General features: G+C 59.1%; 18 protein-coding genes, 4 tRNA genes and 1 pseudogene. 6 read left to right on the forward strand and 17 right to left on the reverse strand.

All coding sequences use genetic code 11. The annotated features are described in order from the left end of the window. Positions 1-41: 41 nt before the first annotated feature. The 5 genes from cpaB to AC1DIG_RS17980 all read right to left on the reverse strand — a co-directional run bounded on the left by cpaB (position 42) and on the right by AC1DIG_RS17980 (position 3,316). Positions 42-863 carry a Flp pilus assembly protein CpaB gene (gene cpaB / locus AC1DIG_RS17960; RefSeq protein ID WP_477768374.1) on the reverse strand — a complete coding sequence of 274 codons (822 nt, stop codon included), beginning with the start codon at positions 861-863 and terminating at the stop codon, positions 42-44. 15 nt (positions 864-878) lie between these two features. Further along, entirely contained in the window at positions 879-2,213 is a 1,335-nt protein-coding gene (locus AC1DIG_RS17965; protein ID WP_477768375.1) for a P-loop NTPase family protein, read from the reverse strand. 2 nt (positions 2,214-2,215) lie between these two features. Beyond that, positions 2,216-2,746, reverse strand: a complete 531-nt coding sequence (locus tag AC1DIG_RS17970; RefSeq protein WP_477768376.1) for an A24 family peptidase — start codon at positions 2,744-2,746, stop codon at positions 2,216-2,218. A gap of 30 nt (positions 2,747-2,776) precedes the next feature. Continuing rightward, positions 2,777-2,968, reverse strand: a complete 192-nt coding sequence (locus tag AC1DIG_RS17975) for a Flp family type IVb pilin (protein WP_477768377.1) — start codon at positions 2,966-2,968, stop codon at positions 2,777-2,779. 156 nt (positions 2,969-3,124) lie between these two features. Then, complete coding sequence (locus AC1DIG_RS17980) at positions 3,125-3,316, reverse strand: Flp family type IVb pilin (protein WP_123585187.1); 192 nt, start codon at positions 3,314-3,316, stop codon at positions 3,125-3,127. Positions 3,317-3,751: 435 nt separating this feature from the next. On the opposite strand from AC1DIG_RS17980, the gene AC1DIG_RS17985 reads away from it, so the two are divergent. Continuing rightward, on the forward strand, positions 3,752-4,615 hold the full coding sequence (locus AC1DIG_RS17985) for an AraC family transcriptional regulator (protein WP_477768378.1): 864 nt from the start codon (positions 3,752-3,754) through the stop codon (positions 4,613-4,615). 59 nt (positions 4,616-4,674) lie between these two features. Here AC1DIG_RS17985 and AC1DIG_RS17990 read toward each other — a convergent pair. From AC1DIG_RS17990 to AC1DIG_RS18005, 4 genes are all read right to left on the reverse strand, one after another. Continuing rightward, positions 4,675-4,750 (reverse strand) — tRNA-Gly (locus AC1DIG_RS17990). A 3-nt stretch (positions 4,751-4,753) separates the two neighbouring features. Continuing rightward, positions 4,754-4,829 (reverse strand) — tRNA-Glu (locus AC1DIG_RS17995). 104 nt (positions 4,830-4,933) lie between these two features. After that, a tRNA-Gly gene (locus AC1DIG_RS18000) sits at positions 4,934-5,009 on the reverse strand. Positions 5,010-5,011: 2 nt separating this feature from the next. Next, positions 5,012-5,087, reverse strand: a tRNA-Glu gene (locus AC1DIG_RS18005). Positions 5,088-5,457: 370 nt separating this feature from the next. On the opposite strand from AC1DIG_RS18005, the gene AC1DIG_RS18010 reads away from it, so the two are divergent. Further along, a complete protein-coding gene (locus AC1DIG_RS18010; protein ID WP_477768379.1) occupies positions 5,458-6,216 on the forward strand; it encodes a hypothetical protein in 759 nt (252 codons plus the stop codon). 173 nt (positions 6,217-6,389) lie between these two features. Here the strand turns inward: AC1DIG_RS18010 and AC1DIG_RS18015 are convergent, their stop codons facing one another. The 4 genes and pseudogenes from AC1DIG_RS18015 to AC1DIG_RS18030 all read right to left on the reverse strand — a co-directional run bounded on the left by AC1DIG_RS18015 (position 6,390) and on the right by AC1DIG_RS18030 (position 10,793). Then, a complete protein-coding gene (locus AC1DIG_RS18015; RefSeq protein ID WP_477768454.1) occupies positions 6,390-7,271 on the reverse strand; it encodes a methyl-accepting chemotaxis protein in 882 nt (293 codons plus the stop codon). Next, positions 7,251-8,399, reverse strand: a pseudogene (locus AC1DIG_RS18020) (HAMP domain-containing protein); the annotation flags it as partial. The pseudogene AC1DIG_RS18020 and the gene AC1DIG_RS18015, both read right to left, overlap by 21 nt. 89 nt (positions 8,400-8,488) lie before the next feature. After that, the gene (locus AC1DIG_RS18025; protein WP_477768380.1) at positions 8,489-9,895 is read right to left on the reverse strand and encodes an aminotransferase-like domain-containing protein; all 1,407 of its coding nucleotides are present in this window, start codon (positions 9,893-9,895) and stop codon (positions 8,489-8,491) included. A 136-nt stretch (positions 9,896-10,031) separates the two neighbouring features. After that, positions 10,032-10,793, reverse strand: coding sequence for an SDR family oxidoreductase (locus AC1DIG_RS18030; RefSeq protein ID WP_477768381.1), 762 nt, complete (start codon positions 10,791-10,793; stop codon positions 10,032-10,034). A 232-nt stretch (positions 10,794-11,025) separates the two neighbouring features. On the opposite strand from AC1DIG_RS18030, the gene AC1DIG_RS18035 reads away from it, so the two are divergent. Continuing rightward, positions 11,026-12,030, forward strand: coding sequence for an NADP-dependent oxidoreductase (locus tag AC1DIG_RS18035; protein ID WP_477768382.1), 1,005 nt, complete (start codon positions 11,026-11,028; stop codon positions 12,028-12,030). A 120-nt stretch (positions 12,031-12,150) separates the two neighbouring features. Here AC1DIG_RS18035 and pyrF read toward each other — a convergent pair whose 3' ends face one another. After that, positions 12,151-12,849, reverse strand: coding sequence for an orotidine-5'-phosphate decarboxylase (gene pyrF, locus AC1DIG_RS18040; RefSeq protein ID WP_477768383.1), 699 nt, complete (start codon positions 12,847-12,849; stop codon positions 12,151-12,153). Between the two features lie 305 nt (positions 12,850-13,154). Between pyrF and AC1DIG_RS18045 the strand changes: the two genes are divergently transcribed. From AC1DIG_RS18045 to xopAW, 3 genes are all read left to right on the forward strand, one after another. After that, positions 13,155-13,919, forward strand: coding sequence for a response regulator (locus tag AC1DIG_RS18045; RefSeq protein WP_145014780.1), 765 nt, complete (start codon positions 13,155-13,157; stop codon positions 13,917-13,919). Beyond that, on the forward strand, positions 13,919-14,959 hold the full coding sequence (locus AC1DIG_RS18050; protein ID WP_477768384.1) for a sensor histidine kinase: 1,041 nt from the start codon (positions 13,919-13,921) through the stop codon (positions 14,957-14,959). The genes AC1DIG_RS18045 and AC1DIG_RS18050 overlap by 1 nt, the downstream gene beginning before the upstream one ends. 111 nt (positions 14,960-15,070) lie before the next feature. Continuing rightward, the gene (gene xopAW, locus AC1DIG_RS18055; protein WP_477768385.1) at positions 15,071-15,859 is read left to right on the forward strand and encodes a XopAW family type III secretion system calcium-binding effector; all 789 of its coding nucleotides are present in this window, start codon (positions 15,071-15,073) and stop codon (positions 15,857-15,859) included. Between the two features lie 302 nt (positions 15,860-16,161). Here xopAW and AC1DIG_RS18060 read toward each other — a convergent pair whose 3' ends face one another. From AC1DIG_RS18060 to AC1DIG_RS18070, 3 genes are all read right to left on the reverse strand, one after another. Beyond that, positions 16,162-17,214 (reverse strand): AI-2E family transporter, encoded by a 1,053-nt coding sequence (locus tag AC1DIG_RS18060; RefSeq protein ID WP_477768386.1) that lies wholly within the window; start codon positions 17,212-17,214, stop codon positions 16,162-16,164. Positions 17,215-17,286: 72 nt separating this feature from the next. Further along, positions 17,287-18,093, reverse strand: a complete 807-nt coding sequence (locus AC1DIG_RS18065; RefSeq protein WP_477768387.1) for a DUF4892 domain-containing protein — start codon at positions 18,091-18,093, stop codon at positions 17,287-17,289. 23 nt (positions 18,094-18,116) lie between these two features. After that, positions 18,117-18,776, reverse strand: coding sequence for a glutathione S-transferase family protein (locus AC1DIG_RS18070; protein ID WP_477768388.1), 660 nt, complete (start codon positions 18,774-18,776; stop codon positions 18,117-18,119). Positions 18,777-18,778: the final 2 nt, after the last annotated feature.

Here is an 18,778-nt window from a genome sequence, read left to right on the forward strand (position 1 = left end):
CGGATCGGCTCCGCCACTACCTTGCTACCCATTGCACCTTGTCAGTGCACATTGACGACATGGGATTCGATGCCACGAATAACGGTGACAGCCCCGCCGTTACCGCCGCCACGGTGTACCACGCGCCTTGGCGCTGTTTCGGTGGCCATGGCAATGGCTTGCGTAACCGGCGCAGGAGGTACTACAGGCGCGGGGGCCGGTTTTTTCGTGAGGTTCAGCGGGTTGCGCAGAGTCAGTTGCAACTTCCCTTCCGTCTGCGCCGTGACCAGGGTTTCTGCCTCAGTGGTCGTCATCTCCAGCGTCACTGCACGCACCACCACCGGTTGAGTCTTGTCGGTACCCGCCGTCTGATCCACCGCCAACACGCGCAGGTTTTCGAGGATGGTCCGGGACACGGCGTTGTTGCTGCTGCCATCGGTGTGCTTGGTTGCCAGCACATCGACCCGGTTACCCGGCAACAGGAACCCGCCGACCCCGACCACGTCGTCCACCCGTACCGAAATGGCACGTTTGTCAGGTGCAATCAAAGAAGCCAGGGTGCTGCCACCCAGGTGTTCACTGAGGCGTGCGCCGCGCACGATGTCGCCGCGCAGGATGTCGAACGTGGCGATCTTGCCCACGGCCTTGTCGCTGGAATCGAACGCATCGTCCGGGATCGTATCCATGGGCATGCGCACGGTCGTGACCTGCTGGGCCTCGACCATCTGCCCGAACGGAATCTCGACCGTGGCGACTACCACGCTTCGAAGGTGATCATCGGGGCTGGCATTGAGCCGTGCGCTCAACCAGGAGTTGGCCATCCATGCGGCGCCGAGGCCCATGACCAACGAAATACCAATCAGCGTTGCAGTACGAGAGCTCATGTCTGTATCTCCTACTCAAAGAAAGTCGAGCTGGACGAAGTAGTTGCTCCACGCCCATTCAAGCTCCTGCGGCGACAGTGGCCCGGAACCGCCCAGGTAACGCTGGCGATCGAGCGCCATGTTCAGGAGATCGCGGGGATGGCAAGGCACCAACGGCATGCCTTCGACGGCGTAAAGTTTCTGTAGTGCAAAGCGCACCAGCAGCGGGTCATGACGAATGCCCAAACGCTCGGACTCCTGCTGCCAGATCCGTTCGTACTCTTCAGGCTTCAGGTAACCGAATTGCAGCTTGTAGCCAATCCGGCGGAGGAAGGCCTCGTCGGCCAACTCCAGGGGATTGAGGTTGGTGGAGAACACCAGGATCAGATCGAACGGCAGCTCGCAATGCCGCCCGCCGCCTAGGTTGAGGAAGTCGCGCTTCTCTTCCATCGGCACGATCCAGCGATTGAGCAGATCGGCGGGCGGCATGCGCTGGCGCCCCATATCGTCGATGATGAACAGGCCATTGCTGGCCTTGAGCTGCAAGGCAGCCTGGTACTGACGGGTAAAGGGGTCATAGCGAATGTCCAGCTGTTCCATGCTCAACTCACCGCCGGTAATGACGATCGGGCGTTTGCAGCACAGCAGCCGACGGTCGATCCCTTCGTTGAGCATCAGATTGTTCTGTGGGCTGCCATCATCCAGCCGCTGGTGCACCTGCGGGTCATAGATCTCGATCACCGACTCGTTGATCACGATGGCATGAGGCACCCAGATGGCCTCGGCGAACAGGCGGATCAGCCGACTGCTGACATAGGTCTTGCCGGTCCCCGCCGGGCCATAAATCATGATCGCGCGCCCTGAGTTCAGCGCCACGCCCAACTGATCGAGCATCCCTTCCGTGAGCACTACGCCGTTCAGCGCCGTGCGCATATCATTCGCACTGATGCGACCGTGGTGAATGGTCTGCACCTTGAGCAGGGAGCGGTAGGAACTCACCGGGAACGGCGCCGCGCCGATATAGCCACTACGCGACAGGGCATCGCGGGCGGCACTGCGACCGCGTTCGGTCAGGCCATAACGCAGCGGCTGCCCGCCTCCGACTTGCGCGCCCATCTGCCCAAGCACTTCGACACGACCATCCTTGCGCAGAAAAGCCAGGACCTCTTCCATCACGGCGCCGGTCAGCGCCAGGCGCTCTACCAGCCGCGACATGTCCAGCACGCCGGCATCATACAAATGCTTGCACACCAACTCGCCGAGAAAACTGTCGGTCAGACCCGTCTCGCTGATAGTGCACGGCTGGGGAGCCAGGCGCTGCACCGCTTCTCGCTCATTGCGGTAGGCATCACTCTCGACAATGACGTGCATGACTAACCTCCCAACCCACTGGCAAAGAGCTGCCAGTGAATGGTGTTTAAAGTGCCGAGCAAAATGGCAATCGAATAAGGGAAAGGCTTGCCGGCTACTTCGTCTGAAGTCGGCGCCAGATAGGCCTGTGCCCTAAGCATCAGCCAATAGCGCCCCAGGGTCTGCAACAACTGACCGCGAACCAGCACTATCAGGAAACCGCACACGCCACCGGCTATCAGGCTGAATAAGGCAGCCCACAATGCGTAATGGAACGGTAGAAAACTGCCGACCACGGCCATCAACTTGACGTCGCCGGCAGCCATGCCACCCAAGGCGTACATAGGCAGAAACAGTGCAAAACAGATCAAGAGGCCCAGCAGGCCATCCTCCAATCCGCTGACACCCCCTGAATAAGTCTGACTAGCCAATCCCAGGGCAAGACCCAACAGAATCAGCGGGTTGGGAATACGGTGGCGAAGCAGATCGCTCACCACCGCCACGCCCAAAAGTCCTATCAGTAAAACAGTCGATACCATCAGTTCCGTGGACATGGCGCGTCTCCCGACTGGGTATTATCGTTATCAGCAAGCAGCACCGTTAACCGCAGCGCAGAGTGCTGTGATCCTGGTGTTCACTGCACCGCCAAGTAGAGTGAACGCAACGACAACAGCGATCGTAATCAACCCACCTGCCACTGCGTATTCCACAATGGTCAGACCATCCTCGTCTTTGGCGAACTTTTGCACCGAAGTTCTTATTAATTGCAGAGTCATTTTGCGTACCTCACTACTGCAGTCATGTAGGTCAGTACCTACCTTGGTAGAGACGGCACGATGTCCATTGAGTTATCCGGTAGCTCTATCAGCAAAACAGTAACAACCGGTTGCTCCATGGACGTCGCGCGTCCCCCCCACGGCAAGTTGTCATTATCAGCAGGCAGCACCTTTGACCGCGGCGCACAGCGCTGTGATCCTGGTATTCACTGCGCCGCCCAAAAGAGTGAACATGGCGGCAACTGCCACGGTGATCAGCCCACCCGCTACCGCATACTCCACGATGGTCAGGCCGTCTTCGTCTTTGGCGAACTTCAGTACCGAAGCCTTGATAGTTTGAAGAGTCATTTTGCGCACCTCATTTTTGAATGTTGTTCTTCCGGGGGAGCAGCACTTTTTGCACTGCTTGTAGCTACCTTAGTCAGGGCATCCCCAAGGGGGTTAGGAGGATTTTGCGCATCGCTAGGACTTTTTTGCGGGCACTACCAATCACTGGATAATTGGCGTCTGCAGAAGGAAAAGAAGGGAAAGGAAAGGCTCTAAACAAGGAACGGCGGGCAAAGGCTATTGCCCTTGATTCACAAGCGACGAACGGTTGATCCTGTATCCGCCGCCAACACGCCAATAAATAACCGCCCGACACTGACTGACAGGCAAACCATAGAGCGCATAGAACTAAATTCGGGTTTTCTTATAAGGATTTAGTCTGCAAAGCGATATCACATTGACAATACTACTCAGCGGAGAGAGGCACGAAGAACCTCAGAAGCCAGAGCCAAACACATGACGTCAAACGTGATCAGGAAGCCATCACTACTCTGGTTCGATCGGACCCACGATCGGTCCACCCCGGAACTCATGGCGCAGTTCGAACAAGCCTGCGACTGCAAACTGGCGAAAGGCTCCGCATTTTCCAGCGGGATGCAGGCCGACATGATCTGCATCCATTTTGATCGCCCCGACACACCCGGCCTGAGGATGCTGCTGGAGATCAAGCGCACCGCCCCCACCATTCCAATCACCATGTTCACCGTGCAGCACTCCGAAGAGCTGGCCGTATGGGCGATGCGTTCCTGTGTCTGGGAATACATGGTGCTGCCCCTTTCAGCCGCCGAAAAGAATCGCTACCTCACAGCTGTCATTCAGTTGCACGAGCTACGCCGCAATGTTCGCGACCAACGCAAGACGTTGCAGATCGACCACTCCCCGACCCTTCCGGGCAGTATCCGGATGACGCCGGAACACCAAAAACACCAGGCGTTGAGCAATGTGCTGCTGTACATCGATCAGCACTTTCGGGACAACATCGATCAGCGGGATGTGGCCAAACGCTGCGGCATGACTACCTTTCGCTTCAGCCGCCTGTTCAAGGAAGCCTACGGTCTTGGCTTCATGGATTACATCTTGAACAAGCGCATGAACTTCGCGAAGGAATTGCTCGGCAACAGCCAGATGCCTATCACCAGCATTGGCTATGAAGCCGGTTTCAAGGACCCTTCCTACTTCGCTCGAGCCTTCAAGCATTCCGCCAACTGCACACCCAGCGAATACCGCTTGGCGCACCAGCTTAGAGCGTCGGTAGTTGCAGAGCTGGATGAAACAACCGCCGAAGTGCTGGATAGCCTGATCCATAGCCTGGGAGGCTGAGGCACTTTTATGACGCGCACACAAAAACGCCGCTCAGTGAGCGGCGTTTTTGTTAAATATGGAGCGGGAAACGAGACTCGAACTCGCGACCCCGACCTTGGCAAGGTCGTGCTCTACCAACTGAGCTATTCCCGCAAATGGCGTCCCCTAGGGGACTCGAACCCCTGTTACCGCCGTGAAAGGGCGGTGTCCTAGGCCACTAGACGAAGGGGACACGCTGCCCGGAACACATGGTGTGTGTTTCGGTGCCCAGACCCGCATCCGAAGACTTGGTTCTGGTTTCACTCAGCCTTGCCCGAAAGCAAAGCCGTTTAAAATTGGAGCGGGAAACGAGACTCGAACTCGCGACCCCGACCTTGGCAAGGTCGTGCTCTACCAACTGAGCTATTCCCGCATTGGCGTCCCCTAGGGGACTCGAACCCCTGTTACCGCCGTGAAAGGGCGGTGTCCTAGGCCACTAGACGAAGGGGACACACGTACAACATTCACTCCCTACCGCGTTTCGCTGTGTGCTTTCCGCTGTAAGTGGCGCGCATTCTATGGATGGATTGAGGGGTCGTCAACCCCCAACTATAAATTTATTTAAATCAATGACTTCGCCCCCCTTTGAGGGGCAATTCCGGGTTTTCGTCCGACCGGGGTTTGACGCCTATATTCTGTCACTCGCCAAGGCGCTATAGTCCTCTCCAGCAGATGATGGCAATGTGCACCCATCCACACATTGCCTATATAGACAGCGCAAAGGCTCGACTCAACTCGTCGCGCCACCCTATGCGCTCCCAGGCTTAGCCACTACACTCGCATGCAAACCCTATAAAGAGGTCTTCACGGTGACACCACTCATGATCACCCTGCTAGTAATAGTCGGGATCGCAATATTGATCGCCATTGGCTACATGAACCATGTGGTGGAAAACAATAAACTGGAAAAGGCCCGCACCAAGGTCGAACTCAATGATCGACTGCGCCGCTGTGGCGAAATCACCGAGACCTTCCCTGGCCAGCTGATGACTCCGGCGCTCAAGCTGCTGCTGACGCGACTGGAACTCAACGTCTGCCAGCGCCTGCTCAATCTGGATAAAACCAATTCGTCGGCCAAGGCCCGCATCGAGGAACTGAGTGCGCTGGTCGCACAAGGCGAGTCGATTCCGGTCAACAACCCACCGGCACCGATCCAGACCGAAGCCAAGGCCAAGGACGTACGCTTTTTGCTTGAAGCCTTGCATGGCCAGATCACTCGCGCGGCACAGGACGGTTTCCTGCCAGCCAACGAAGCCAAGCGCTGGATTCGTGAAGTTCGCCACATCCTGGTATTGCTGCACATCGAGTTCTTCAACAACCTCGGCCAACATGCACTGCAACAGGAACAACCCGGGCAAGCCCGCCTGGCGTTCGAGCGTGGCGTGCAGTACTTGCGTAAACAGCAGGACCCTCAGGTTTACAGTGAGCAGTTGCAGTACCTGGAAAAACTGCTGGCGCGCGCCAACTCCATGGTGCTGACCAACATTGCACCGGTGGAAGGTGAAGTTAACGAGTTGACCGAAGGCCTCAAGGAAGTAGAAGCCGACGCAGACTGGAAGAAGAAAGTTATCTACGACTGATAGTGGTGATGTGCAAAGCCGCACAACACCCGTGGCGAGGGAGCTTGCTCCCGCTGGGTCGCGAAGCGACCCTCCCCTTCGCTCAGTTCAGTCAGACCGCGAGTACTGCTCTACGACTGCCGCACCCGAGCGCGAGCCGCGCTGACGGGAGCAAGCTCCCTCGCCACACACGCTTACAACCTGAAATGCCCTACCATCCCCTTCAGCTCAACCCCCAACTGCGCCAGCTCGATACTCGACGCGGCATTGCCTTGCATGGCCACCGAGGATTGATCGGCACTGGCACGGATGCTGGTCACGCTGCGATTGATCTCTTCGGCAACCGAACTCTGTTGTTCGGCCGCAGCAGCGATCTGCTGGTTCATCTGCTGAATCAGCGACACCGCCGCAGCGATACTGCCCAGCGCACTCTCAGTCTGTAGCGCATCACTGACGGCGAGCTTGACCAGCTCCCCGCTGCTCTGGATTTGCTGCACCGAAGCCTGAGCGGCTGAACGCAAGGCACTCACCAGACGCTCGATTTCCTCTGTGGATTGCTGGGTACGCTTGGCCAGGGCACGGACCTCATCGGCAACCACGGCAAAGCCCCTGCCCTGCTCACCCGCTCGCGCGGCTTCGATGGCCGCATTGAGTGCCAGCAGGTTGGTTTGCTCGGCGACGCTCTTGATCACGCTGAGGACAGTGCCAATGTTCTGGATTTCCGCACTGAGGCTTTCGATGCTGGAACTGGCCGATGTCGCCGAGTCAGCCAGTTGCTCGATACGCTGCATGCTCTGACGAACGACCTGCTGTCCGGTTTCGACCTTGCCGTCTGCGGTCTGCGCCGCCAGTGCCGCTTCCTCGGCGTTGCGCGCAACGTCGTGCACGGTCGCGGTCATCTGATTCATCGCAGTGGCGACTTGTTCGGTTTCTTCCTTCTGGCTGCTGACTTCCAGGTTGGTCTGCTCGGTCACCGCCGAAAGCGATTGCGCGGAATTCGCAAGCTGCTCGATACCTGCCTGCAAGCCACTGACAATATTGCTCAACCCTGCGCCCATTTGCTGCATGGCCTGCATCAACTGGCCGATTTCATCACGCCGAGTCACCTGCACGGTCGCGCTCAGATCGCCCGCGGCAATTTTCTGGGCGACGAGAATCACACTGCGCAGTGGCGCAACGATCAAGCGGGTAATCACCCACGCGGCAATCAGCCCGACCAGCAGCGCAAGCGCCGAGGACGCAATGATCAGCGCCGAATTCTTCTTCAACTCTGCCTGCATCGACCGGTCCTCGGCCGCGTAGGCCTGATCGACCCGCTGCACCACTTCGGCGGCGCGTTCATGCAACTGCTGATAGACCTTTTTCTCCTGACTCAGCAGTCCTGTGTATTCGGCAAGTTTTTCACTGAAACTGGCGATATGCCCGGCCACTTCGTTGAGCACAGTCTGGTAGCCCGCGTCCTTGACCGTGCTCTTCAATGCCTCAGCCTGGGTCAGTGCCTGGTCGGCCTGTTCAATCTTGCCTTGCCCGGCACTTTCGTCGCTGGCCTTACGGCTTTGATCCAGGCGCACTCGTGCCTCATTCATTGCCTGCAACATCAGCTTCGATACCTGACTGACCTGATTGGCCTGCTCGATAAACTCCGCGCCCTCCTTGCCTTGCGTATCCTTGAGCGCATAAGCGCCATCGTCGGAAAGACCGGCCTGCAGCACATCGAGGTTATTGGCCACGCTGGACACCGACCAACTGGCCATTTCCAGCGCCAGTTCCTTGGACTGGGTCAACTCGACGAACTCATCGAAGGCTTTGCGGTACGCCCCCAGTGACTGTTCGACATCATTCATCACCGGGACGTTAGCTGCCGACTGAGCCTTGAGTTGCGTTGCGAGGGCGACCAACCCGTCAACCCCCTTGTGCAAGGCATCGACGGTTTTCGGGTCACTGTGCAAGGCGTATTCCTGCTCAAGCAAACGCACCTTGAGCAAACCACTGTTGAGCGACGACATCTGCTTGAGCCCGTCGAAGCGCTGGCTGATGGTTTGCAAGGACCAGACGCCGATAGCGGCCACCACGGCCGTCAACATCAGGACCAGAACAAAACCGACACCCAGTTTTTTTGCCATACCGAGGTTGGCAAAACGTCCTTGCACGGCCGAAATCATTGCTCGTAACCCCCTTCCCGTACTCAATGGCAACACGACCATTTTCTGTTGTTGCAGATTCGCAATGGGGGTGCACCCAGCACAAGTCTTTGGCGCCGCAATAATGGCAAAAAGCTACGCGCGAGTCGTTTTCAGAACGGTCGAAGTCGATCCGGTAAGGAGCAGGCCTGAAAAAACGCCTGCGCCCGAGGATCGCTGGCATAGGCCACATTGATGCGCAGCCAGTCGCCGGTTTCGCCACTGGGGCTGAAGGCCGTCCCCGAGGACAGCACGATACCGAATGAGTGAGCCAGTGTGCGCACCCGCACCGGTTCGTGCTCTCGTGGTCGGGCCCATATGTACAACCCGCCTGCAGGCTTGCCGAACACCTCCCAATCGGCGTCTTCAAGCACCAGCAATGTCGCGGCCATATCCCGCTTCAATCGCTGACGCTGGCGCTGTACCAGTTTGCGATAGGCACCATTGGCCAACAGACTGCTCACCACCGACTCGCAAAACCGCGAAGCCCCCAGGCTGGTAATCATCTTCATGTCTGCCAGGCGCGCAATGATTTCGGCGCTGGCCACGACATAACCGACCCGCAGCGAACTGCTGAGGGTTTTCGAAAAGCTGCCGACATAGACCACGTTCTGACCCGCATCCATTGCCGCCAGACGGCTACCGGCACTGCCCTGAAAGTCAGCGTAGACGTCATCCTCGACAATGATTAACTCATGACGCTTGGCCAATTGAAGAATCCGTTGCGCAACGGCGGGTGCCAGGCTACTGCCGGTCGGATTGTGGAACAGGCTATTGATGAACAACGCACGGGGATTGTTCGCGCTCAACAAGGCCTCAAGTACTTCAATGTCCGGGCCGCGAGGGGTCCGTGGCACTTCCAGTAATCTGACGCCATGCAACCTGAGCAGCTGGAACAGATTCGAATACCCCGGACTTTCGACCACCACGCAATCACCCGGCTTGAGCAGCGTCCGTACGATCAGATCAAGCCCGTGAGTGGCCCCAGTCGTGGTAAGAACCTGGCTCTCATCGACGGCAATATTCATCTGTTGCAGACGCTTGAGAATCTGTTGGCGCAAGACCGGCAACCCGTATGAAGGGCTGTAGTTGAACAGTCCGGCCATGTCGGTACGCGAAACCTGGCGAATGGCATAACTGAGATCGTCGCTCTCGCGCCAGCTTTCGGGCATACCACCTCGCCCCAGCGGCAACATGCCCAATGGGTCGTCGACCACCCCGACACTGTTTGCATCAGCCGCCGCGGAGCCCGATGGGTCAGCGCAACGATGTGACGCGCCCAAAGGCCCGGCAACGAAAAACCCCGAACCATGACGCGATGCCAGCACGCCTTGGGCGACCATGCGCTCATACGCCTCGATGACACTGGACTGACTGAGCAGGTTTTCCCGGGCCAGCTGTCGAATGGACGGCAAACGCGTTCCAGGCTCAACGGCACTTTGGCGAATCCAGCCAGCAATGGCGTCAACAATTTGCTGCACGACGGGCACCAGCGCCTGTCGATCGATTCTCAATTCCATGAGAGACCCACTCCAACTGTTTTTCTGGAGCCAGTTAAGCACAGGCGCTCTCATGAAGCTGTGCGACAACGCCGCTAAAACACCCTCCTCTAACCCTTTGAAACACAATGCCCGGCGCTACGTCGCAGGCACTCCATCAGAACGCCGTCACCCCACCATCCACTGCCAGCGAGTGACCGGTGGTGAACGCCGCCCCATCACTGCACAGATACAGCACCGCACTGGCAATTTCCTCGACCTTGCCGATACGCCCAACCGGGTGCATGGCGGCGGCGAAATCGGCTTTCTTCGGATCGGCTTCATAGGCGCGGCGGAACATGTCGGTGTCGATAACCGCCGGACAGACTGCATTCACGCGGATTTTCTTCTTCGCGTATTCGATGGCTGCCGATTTGGTCAGGCCGATGACCGCGTGCTTGGACGCCGCGTAGATGCTCATCTTCGGCGCCGCGCCAAGCCCGGCCACCGAAGCGGTATTGACGATCGCGCCGCCACCTTGCGCCAGCATCAGCGGCAGTTGGTACTTCATGCACAACCAGACGCCTTTGACGTTGACGCTCATGATCGCGTCGAACTCATCGAGCGTGCCGTCGGCGAGCTTGCCCTTTTCGATTTCGATCCCGGCATTGTTGAAGGCGTAGTCGACGCGGCCATACGTGCTCACCGCCTTCGCCATCAGATTCTGTACATCGTTCTCCAGGGTCACGTTGCACTGCACGAAAACCGCGTCGCCACCGGCAGCCCGAATCAGCTCGACGGTCCCTTCGCCGCCAGCCACATCAAGGTCCGCAACCACCACTTTCAAGCCTTCGGCGGCAAACGCCTGGGCGGTCGCGCGGCCAATACCGGCGGCGGCCCCTGTCACCAACGCTACCTGGCCGGAAAACGTCATGCTCATTGTTATGTCCTCGAAAAATGTGGGTGATCGCGTTTTAGCAGTCTAGGCACCCTGCCCCGTCACACGGCAGCACTATCAGAGGGCCGGTTGATTACTTATGAGTTACGGTGATGAAGATCCCCGCCCAACTATCACTCCTTTGGATCGGGTTGTATTCGCTGCATCAGCAAACCTTGCGAGAACCACCATGAGGGTCTATCAATCAGACTTCATTCAACATTGAGTGCCCGCCATGACTGCCCAGATCAACCGTCAATTCCTGCTCGCCAAACGCCCGGTGGGAGCTGCGACCCGCGAGACCTTCACCTATCAGCAAGTCCCTGTCGGCGAGCCGGTGGCGGGCCAGATTCTGGTCAAGAACGAGTACCTGTCGCTGGACCCGGCGATGCGTGGCTGGATGAACGAAGGCAAGTCCTACATCCCGCCCGTGGGCATCGGCGAAGTCATGCGCGCCCTCGGCGTGGGCAAGGTGATTGCCTCGAACAACCCGGGCTTTGCCGTGGGCGACTACGTCAACGGTGCGCTGGGCGTGCAGGATTATTTCCTCGGTGAGCCACGAGGTTTCTACAAGGTCGACCCGACACTGGCGCCATTGCCGCGTTATTTGTCAGCACTGGGCATGACCGGCATGACCGCTTACTTCGCGCTGCTCGACGTCGGTGCGCCGAAGGCCGGTGACACCGTAGTGCTGTCGGGTGCGGCCGGTGCGGTGGGCAGCATTGCCGGGCAGATTGCCAAGATCAAAGGCTGCCGCGTGGTGGGCATCGCCGGTGGCGCGGACAAGTGCCGGTTCCTGATCGACGAACTGGGCTTCGACGGCGCCATCGACTACAAGCACGAAGACGTGGTTGCCGGCCTCAAGCGCGAATGTCCGAATGGGGTGGACGTGTATTTCGATAACGTCGGCGGGGACATTCTCGACGCCGTGCTCAGCCGCCTGAACATGAAGGCGCGCGTGGTGATCTGCGGCGCCATCAGCCAGTACAACAACAAGGAAGCGGTCAAAGGCCCGGCCAATTATCTATCGCTGCTGGTCAACCGCGCGCGGATGGAAGGTTTTGTGGTGATGGATTACGCCGCGAAGTTCGCCGCCGCCGGGCAGGAAATGGCCGGGTGGATGGCCAAGGGGCAGCTCAAGAGCAAGGAAGACATCGTCGAAGGACTGGAGACATTCCCGGAAACGCTGATGAAGCTGTTCAGCGGCGAGAACTTCGGGAAGCTGGTTCTAAAGGTTTAACCCAAACCAATGTGGGAGCGAGCTTGCTCGCGATGACGGACTGACATTCAACATGGATGCTGACTGTTATGGCCCCATCGCGAGCAAGCTCGCTCCCACATTTGGATTTTCAGTGTTTGATCAGGCCAGTTCGGCTACCACTGCCGCCAAGGCCTTGGCCGGATCGGCTGCCTGGCTGATCGGACGGCCAATCACCAGATAGTCGGAACCGGCATCCAGTGCCTGGCGCGGGGTCAGGATGCGACGCTGATCGTCCTGGGCGCTGCCCGCCGGACGGATTCCCGGGGTCACCAGTTGCAGCGACGGATGCGCCGTTTTCAACGCCGTAGCTTCCAGTGCCGAGCACACCAGGCCATCCATCCCGGCTTTTTCTGCCAGTGCCGCCAGACGCAATACCTGCTCCTGCGGTTCGATGTCCAGGCCAATCCCGGCCAGATCCTCACGCTCCATGCTGGTCAGCACGGTCACGCCGATCAACAGCGGTTTTGGACCGCTGCGCTGGTCGAGCACTTCGCGACAGGCCGCCATCATGCGCAGGCCGCCGGAGCAATGCACGTTGACCATCCACACGCCCATTTCCGCAGCCGCCTTGACGGCCATCGCGGTGGTGTTCGGAATGTCGTGGAATTTAAGGTCGAGGAATACCTCAAAGCCCTTGTCACGCAAGGTCCCGACGATTTCCGAAGCGCAGCTGGTGAACAGCTCTTTACCGACTTTGACCCGGCACAGTTTCGGGTCCAACTGGTCGGCCAGCTTCAGTGCGGCGTCACGGGTAGGGAAATCCAGGGCGACGATGATAGGAGTCTGGCAGGCGGACATGAGTGGGCTCTCAGGCAAGTCGAAATCGGCGCGCATTGTAGCGGAACGCGAGCCCGTCCGGGACCCGATGATCGGTAAATCATCTTCAACAGTGCCGGTTGGCGGATGATAAACCCCGCGCGCCCGGCAATTGTGTCGAAACAGATACACTCACGACACGCCCTCAACACCGCCCAAGGCTACCCTCGCCAACCGCAAGACTTCCTACAGCACTTCCCGCCTCACGGCCGGACGCCTATGCTGAAGCCACAACCTCGCAGCCCATCTTTTGTGGTTGGCAGCCTCTCTGGCAGATGAACGTACGCATGCATAATAGCCCCGCTCCTCTGAACGACGATCAAAAAGCCCCCGCAGCCGGCGAAGACAAACGCTGGAACACCCGAGCGCTGATCGTTGACGATGACGTTCCGATCCGCGAACTGCTGATCGACTACCTGGCCCGCTTCAATATCCACGCCAGCGGCGTTACCGACGGCGCCGCCATGCGCCTGGCGCTGCAAGCGGAGCATTACGACGTGGTGGTGCTGGACCTGATGCTGCCCGGCGAAGACGGTCTGTCGCTGTGCCGCTGGCTGCGCGCCGAGTCAGACATCCCGATCCTGATGCTCACTGCCCGCTGCGAACCCACCGACCGCATCATCGGCCTGGAACTGGGGGCCGACGATTACATGGCCAAGCCGTTCGAGCCACGAGAGCTGGTCGCGCGAATTCAAACCATCTTGCGCCGCGTGCGCGATGACCGTACCGAACAACGCGCCAACATTCGCTTCGACAACTGGCGCCTCAACAGCGTGTTGCGTCAGTTGATCTCTGTCGATGGCCTGGTGGTGCCGCTGTCGAACGCCGAATTCCGTTTGCTCTGGGTATTCATCGAACGCCCGCGACGAGTACTCAGCCGCGAGCAATTACTGGACGCCGCCCGTGGACGCTCGATCGAAGCGTTCGATCGCAGTATCGATCTGCTGGTCTCGCGCCTGCGACAAAAGCTCGGTGACGACCCCAAATCGCCTCAGTTGATCAAAACCGTTCGCGGCGAAGGTTACCTGTTCGACGCCCGAGACATCGGCTGATGCGTGCGCGCTTCGATACGCTGTTCGGCCGCCTGTTTGGCGTGCTGTTGCTGGCGATTATCCTGGCGCACCTTCTGGCGTTCTTCTGGTTCCACCATTACGGCCATCCCCCGCCCCCTCCACCGCCAGAGTTTTCCGCCGGGTTCAACGGGCAACCGCCTCCGCCCTTCAAACACAGACCGCCGCGGCCCTGGTTTGGTGGCCCGATCGTACCGCTGACCTTTCAACTTATCTCGCTGGTGATTGCCGCCTGGTACGGCGCAAAACTGCTGTCCCGGCCGATCCAACGCTTGAGCGCGGCCGCCGAGAGCCTCAGCGAAAACCTCGACAGCCCACCGCTTGATGAGTCCGGCCCCCGAGAATCACGGCAGGCGGCGCACACCTTCAACCTGATGCAGAAGCGTATCCGTGAGCAGGTGCAGCAGCGCTCGCGGATGCTCGGCGCCGTTTCCCATGACCTGCGTACGCCACTGTCGCGGCTCAAGTTGCGCCTGGAGCAGATCGACGACATCAAGCTGCAAGGGCAGATGCGTCAGGACCTCGACGACATGATTCGTATGCTCGATGCGACCCTCAGCTACCTGCACGAACAACGCACCAGCGAAGCGCTGCAATGGATGGACGTGCAGGCGCTGATCGAATCGCTCTGCGAAAACGCCCAGGACCAGGGCGCTGACGTGCAGGCCAGCGGGCACTGTGCACCGTTGCAGGTTCAACCGATGGCCCTGCGGTCGTGCATCAACAACTTGCTGGACAATGCCTTGCGTTACGCCGGCCAGGCACTGATTACCCTTGAAGACAGCCGTGAACAGCTGATCATTCGAGTGATCGATCATGGCCCCGGCATCGCTGCCGACAAACGTGAAGCGGTGTTCGAACCCTTCTATCGCCTCGAAGGCTCACGCAATCGCAACTCCGGCGGCGTAGGCCTGGGCATGACCATCGCACGCGAAGCTGCCGAACGGCTTGGCGGTGCGTTAAGCCTGGAAGAAACCCCGGGCGGCGGCCTGACTGCCGTGGTATGCCTGCCACGAGTCTGAACAGACTCTGTGTGCTGATTCGTACAAATTCCACATACCCACGACAACTGCTCCCCCGAGGCTGCATGGGCCGGTGCCTTCACCGGTTTTATCCATCCAGGGAGTGAGCCCATGATCGGCAGTGTCAGCAGTAACTCCAGCTATACCAGCGCCACCAGTGCGGCCTATGCCGCCCGACTCCAGCAGCGTCAGAAAGAGTTGTTCGCCAAGCTCGACACCAATGGCGACGGAACCGTTTCCAAGGATGAGCTGAACAGCGCCTTGGCAAAGAAAAGCGACAGCCGTGTACTGAACAGCCTGAGCCAGCAATTCAGCAGCCTGGACTCTGACAACAGTGGAGGTCTGAGCAGCCAGGAAATGGCCGCCATGACGCCATCGTCCTGCCAAGCCCATAATGATCAGCCACCCAGCACGGAACTGGCCGACACCATGCTCAGTCTTCTGGACAGCAACAGTAATGGCAGTATCAGTAGCGACGAGCTGAGCGCGGGTCTGACGAAAGCCGGCAGTACTGCCGACAGCAAGAGCCTGTTCGCAGCGCTGGACACTAACAACGACGGGAGCGTGAGCAAGGACGAGCTGATTGCCGCCCTCACGCCGCCTCAGCCGCCACAACAACTGTCCAGCCAGTCGCTGTTTGGCCAGCTCGACACGAATGGTGATGGCAGCATCAGCGCCAGCGAACTGAACAGCGCCCTGGCCGCAACCTCCTCCACCAGCAGCACCGACAACGGTGCGGCCCTGCTCACGGAGCTGCAAACGGGCAGCAGCCAGAACAGCGGGACCATTGATCAAAGCGCAGTGGCCGAGGCCTTGAGCAAGTTGATCGTCAGCATGAATCAGCAGTACTCGCAGGCCAACACCCTGAGTTCAAGCAAAAACCTGAGCGCCGCAGCCTGAGATCAGGCGGATGGTCCCTGTGGCGAGTAAGCATGCTTGCTCGCCACAGGGACATAAGTATCTACACGTCTTTTCGTTCTAACCCTTGTAGCAGCTGCCGAGCCTGCGAGGCTGCGTTCGAGGACGAAGTCCTCGCAAATCCTGAATCGACGTTTACCGGAAAGATCGCGTAACCTGACTCACGACTGCTTCGCAGCCGAACGCAGCCTCGCAGGCTCGGCAGCTGCTACAGGAGCAATCCTGCGCCACATTTCAACGCTGTGTAGATATCTATGCTCAGAGGGATTCACGGCAGCAACAAATCAGCGCTTTTCCTCAACCCGCGCCTGACTGTTGCTCCAGTCGATCAACAGGCTGTACGCCACGGCCAACAAGGTCGGACCGATGAACAAGCCGATAAAGCCAAAGGCGATCAATCCGCCAAACACCCCAAGCAGCACGATCACCAACGGCAAGTTGCCGCCACGGCTGATCAGATAAGGTTTGAGTACGTTGTCGACGCCGCTGATGATGAACGTGCCCCAAATACCGAGGAACACCGCCATGCCGTACTCGCCCTTCCAGGCCAGCCAGGCAGTCGCCGGAATCCACACCAGCGGCGGGCCCATGGGGATCAGGCTGAGCAGGAAGGTGACAATCCCCAGCACCAGCGCGCCGGGCACACCGGCAATCAGGAAGCCGATCAACGCCAGGACCGCCTGGGCGGCGGCAGTGCCGATGACGCCGTTGACCACCCGCTGCACCGTTCCGGCCACCAGTTCGATGTAGTAACCGGCACGCTCGCCGATCAGCCGCTCCAGCAGACGATGCACGAACATCGCCAGCCGCGGGCCATCCCGATAGAAAAAGAACACGAAAACGATGCTCAAGGTCAGCTCGAGAATCCCTCCGCCGATCTGCGCACTGCGCGCCAGCAACCAGTTGCCGACCTGTCCCAGATAGGGTTTGACCGCCAGCATCAGCGCCGCGCCTTGCTGGTCAATGCTGTTCCATATTCCTACCAGCCGCTCACCCACCACCGGAACCCCGGCCAGCCACACCGGTGCTTCCGGCAAACCTTCAACCTGCACGTCCTTGATGAACGCAACGGCATCGCGCACATGATCGGCCAGGTTAAAACCGAGCCACACCAACGGCACTGCCACCAGCACCATCCAGCCCAGCGTCAGTAACGCCGCCGCAAGGGATTCGCGCCCGTGGAGCCAGCGGGTCAGCAAGCGCATCAGCGGCCAGCTGGCGAACGCCAGCACCGCGCCCCAGAACAGCGCCGACCAGAAAGGCGCCATCACCCAGAAGCTGGCACCGAACAACACCAGGAGCAGGATCTGCACCAACAGGCGATCGTTATTGATCATGAAAAATCTCGAGCAAGTTCAATCAACAAAGAGTAGGCGAACGGCCAATGGCACGTTCGCCGAGGGAAAATCTTATCGCAGGAACTCGATGTGCAAGCCGCTTGCCGGCACGTTGCCGAGCTCCATCCGCGCCGCACGCACGCCCTGCCCGACCAGCGCCTGACGCCAGGCTTCGGCATTGGCTCCGGAAACACTGACGCGCAAGGTCGTATCGAGGTTCAAGCCACGCGACAGCAATGTCAGCCAGACCGGTTGCGGATCGCCCGTCAGCCGCGGCAGGTCCAGCACGCCGGTGTCCTTGAGCTGACGCAACAGGGTCGCCGAGGTCGGCAACAACTCGCCCAATGGCGTACTGGCGTCGAACTGCTCGACGTGCAGATAGGCTTTTCGATTGCCGCGAGTGATGCTGTAGAGCGCCAACAGCGAGTTGTCCTGTGGTGCCGCGAGTCGCAGCAGCAGATAAGCCTGTTGATCGTCGGCACCATAGAGTTTGGCGTTGCCGAACACTTGATTGGCCCACAGGCTGCTTTCGCCGCAATCGCGGGCCTGGCACCAGAACAACAGTTCGGCGCCCTGTTTCTGCAAGGCTTCGCGAGCGAGGGTGAAGGCCTCGGTGGACGAATGCTCCGGCGGCAACTCGTAGGTCACCGAGGTCACTTTTCCGCGGGCACTGACCTGGCCATCGAAACGCAATTGGCCGCTGATTTTGCGGATCGAGCCCATGGGATAGATCCGTTCAAGCTCGGCAGCCGGGCGATAGTCGACGATCTGCGCATCGGCCAGACGCGGCACCAGCGGCAAATCGTGACTTCCCGGTACATCGGCGGCAAACACCAGCGAACTGAAACACCCCAGCCCCAACAAACCGATCAAACGCATGCTTTTCAACCTTGAAGGCACTCTCATCGGATCAGCATGGCCTGAGCGCCTTTGACGACATTCGCGTCGTCGTTACGCGGCGGGATCTGCAAGCCACGCTGCACCGCCGGGCGAGCTTCCATTGCCGCCATCCAGCGTTGCAGGGCGGGTAAACCGTCTACCGAAACACCCGACCATTCATAGCCACGGACCCACGGATAGGTGGCGATGTCGGCAATGCTGTAGTCATCGGCCAGGAACTCGACAGTTTCCAGGCGTGTGTTCAGCACTTCATACAAGCGCCGGGTTTCATGCTGATAGCGATCGATGGCGCCCTGGAGCTTTTCCGGGAAGTAACGGAAAAACACGTTGGCCTGCCCTTGCATCGGGCCGATGCCGCCCATCTGGAACATCAGCCACTGGATCACCAGCGAACGTCCTTTCGGGTCCTTGGGCAGCAGTTTTCCGCTTAGCTCAGCCAGGTAGATGAGAATCGCGCCGGATTCGAACACGGCGAAATCACCGTTATCCCGATCGACAATCGCCGGAATCCGGCCATTGGGATTGATCTTGAGAAACGCTGGAGCCTTTTGTTCCTTTTTGTCGAAACTCAGGACATGCACCGTGTAGGGCATGCCGAGTTCCTCGAGCACGATAGAGACCTTGTGGCCATTCGGAGTCGCAGCAGTGTAGAGATCTATCATGG

Source organism: Pseudomonas sp. 05N431 (genome assembly GCF_056397005.1).

Bases quoted from the DNA above. Each gene is read 5' to 3' on its own strand.
- AC1DIG_RS17965 (WP_477768375.1), bottom strand. From the start codon at position 2,213: ATGCACGTCATTGTCGAGAGTGATGCCTACCGCAATGAGCGAGAAGCG.
- AC1DIG_RS18035 (WP_477768382.1), top strand. From the start codon at position 11,026: ATGACTGCCCAGATCAACCGTCAATTCCTGCTCGCCAAACGCCCGGTG.
- AC1DIG_RS17970 (WP_477768376.1), bottom strand. From the start codon at position 2,746: ATGTCCACGGAACTGATGGTATCGACTGTTTTACTGATAGGACTTTTG.
- AC1DIG_RS18030 (WP_477768381.1), bottom strand. From the start codon at position 10,793: ATGAGCATGACGTTTTCCGGCCAGGTAGCGTTGGTGACAGGGGCCGCC.
- AC1DIG_RS18050 (WP_477768384.1), top strand. From the start codon at position 13,919: ATGCGTGCGCGCTTCGATACGCTGTTCGGCCGCCTGTTTGGCGTGCTG.
- cpaB (WP_477768374.1), bottom strand. From the start codon at position 863: ATGAGCTCTCGTACTGCAACGCTGATTGGTATTTCGTTGGTCATGGGC.
- AC1DIG_RS18025 (WP_477768380.1), bottom strand. From the start codon at position 9,895: ATGGAATTGAGAATCGATCGACAGGCGCTGGTGCCCGTCGTGCAGCAA.
- AC1DIG_RS18015 (WP_477768454.1), bottom strand. From the start codon at position 7,271: ATGCAGGCCATGCAGCAAATGGGCGCAGGGTTGAGCAATATTGTCAGT.
- AC1DIG_RS17975 (WP_477768377.1), bottom strand. From the start codon at position 2,968: ATGACTCTGCAATTAATAAGAACTTCGGTGCAAAAGTTCGCCAAAGAC.
- pyrF (WP_477768383.1), bottom strand. From the start codon at position 12,849: ATGTCCGCCTGCCAGACTCCTATCATCGTCGCCCTGGATTTCCCTACC.
- AC1DIG_RS17980 (WP_123585187.1), bottom strand. From the start codon at position 3,316: ATGACTCTTCAAACTATCAAGGCTTCGGTACTGAAGTTCGCCAAAGAC.
- AC1DIG_RS18065 (WP_477768387.1), bottom strand. From the start codon at position 18,093: ATGCGTTTGATCGGTTTGTTGGGGCTGGGGTGTTTCAGTTCGCTGGTG.
- AC1DIG_RS18045 (WP_145014780.1), top strand. From the start codon at position 13,155: ATGCATAATAGCCCCGCTCCTCTGAACGACGATCAAAAAGCCCCCGCA.
- AC1DIG_RS18070 (WP_477768388.1), bottom strand. From the start codon at position 18,776: ATGATAGATCTCTACACTGCTGCGACTCCGAATGGCCACAAGGTCTCT.
- xopAW (WP_477768385.1), top strand. From the start codon at position 15,071: ATGATCGGCAGTGTCAGCAGTAACTCCAGCTATACCAGCGCCACCAGT.
- AC1DIG_RS18010 (WP_477768379.1), top strand. From the start codon at position 5,458: ATGATCACCCTGCTAGTAATAGTCGGGATCGCAATATTGATCGCCATT.
- AC1DIG_RS17985 (WP_477768378.1), top strand. From the start codon at position 3,752: ATGACGTCAAACGTGATCAGGAAGCCATCACTACTCTGGTTCGATCGG.
- AC1DIG_RS18060 (WP_477768386.1), bottom strand. From the start codon at position 17,214: ATGATCAATAACGATCGCCTGTTGGTGCAGATCCTGCTCCTGGTGTTG.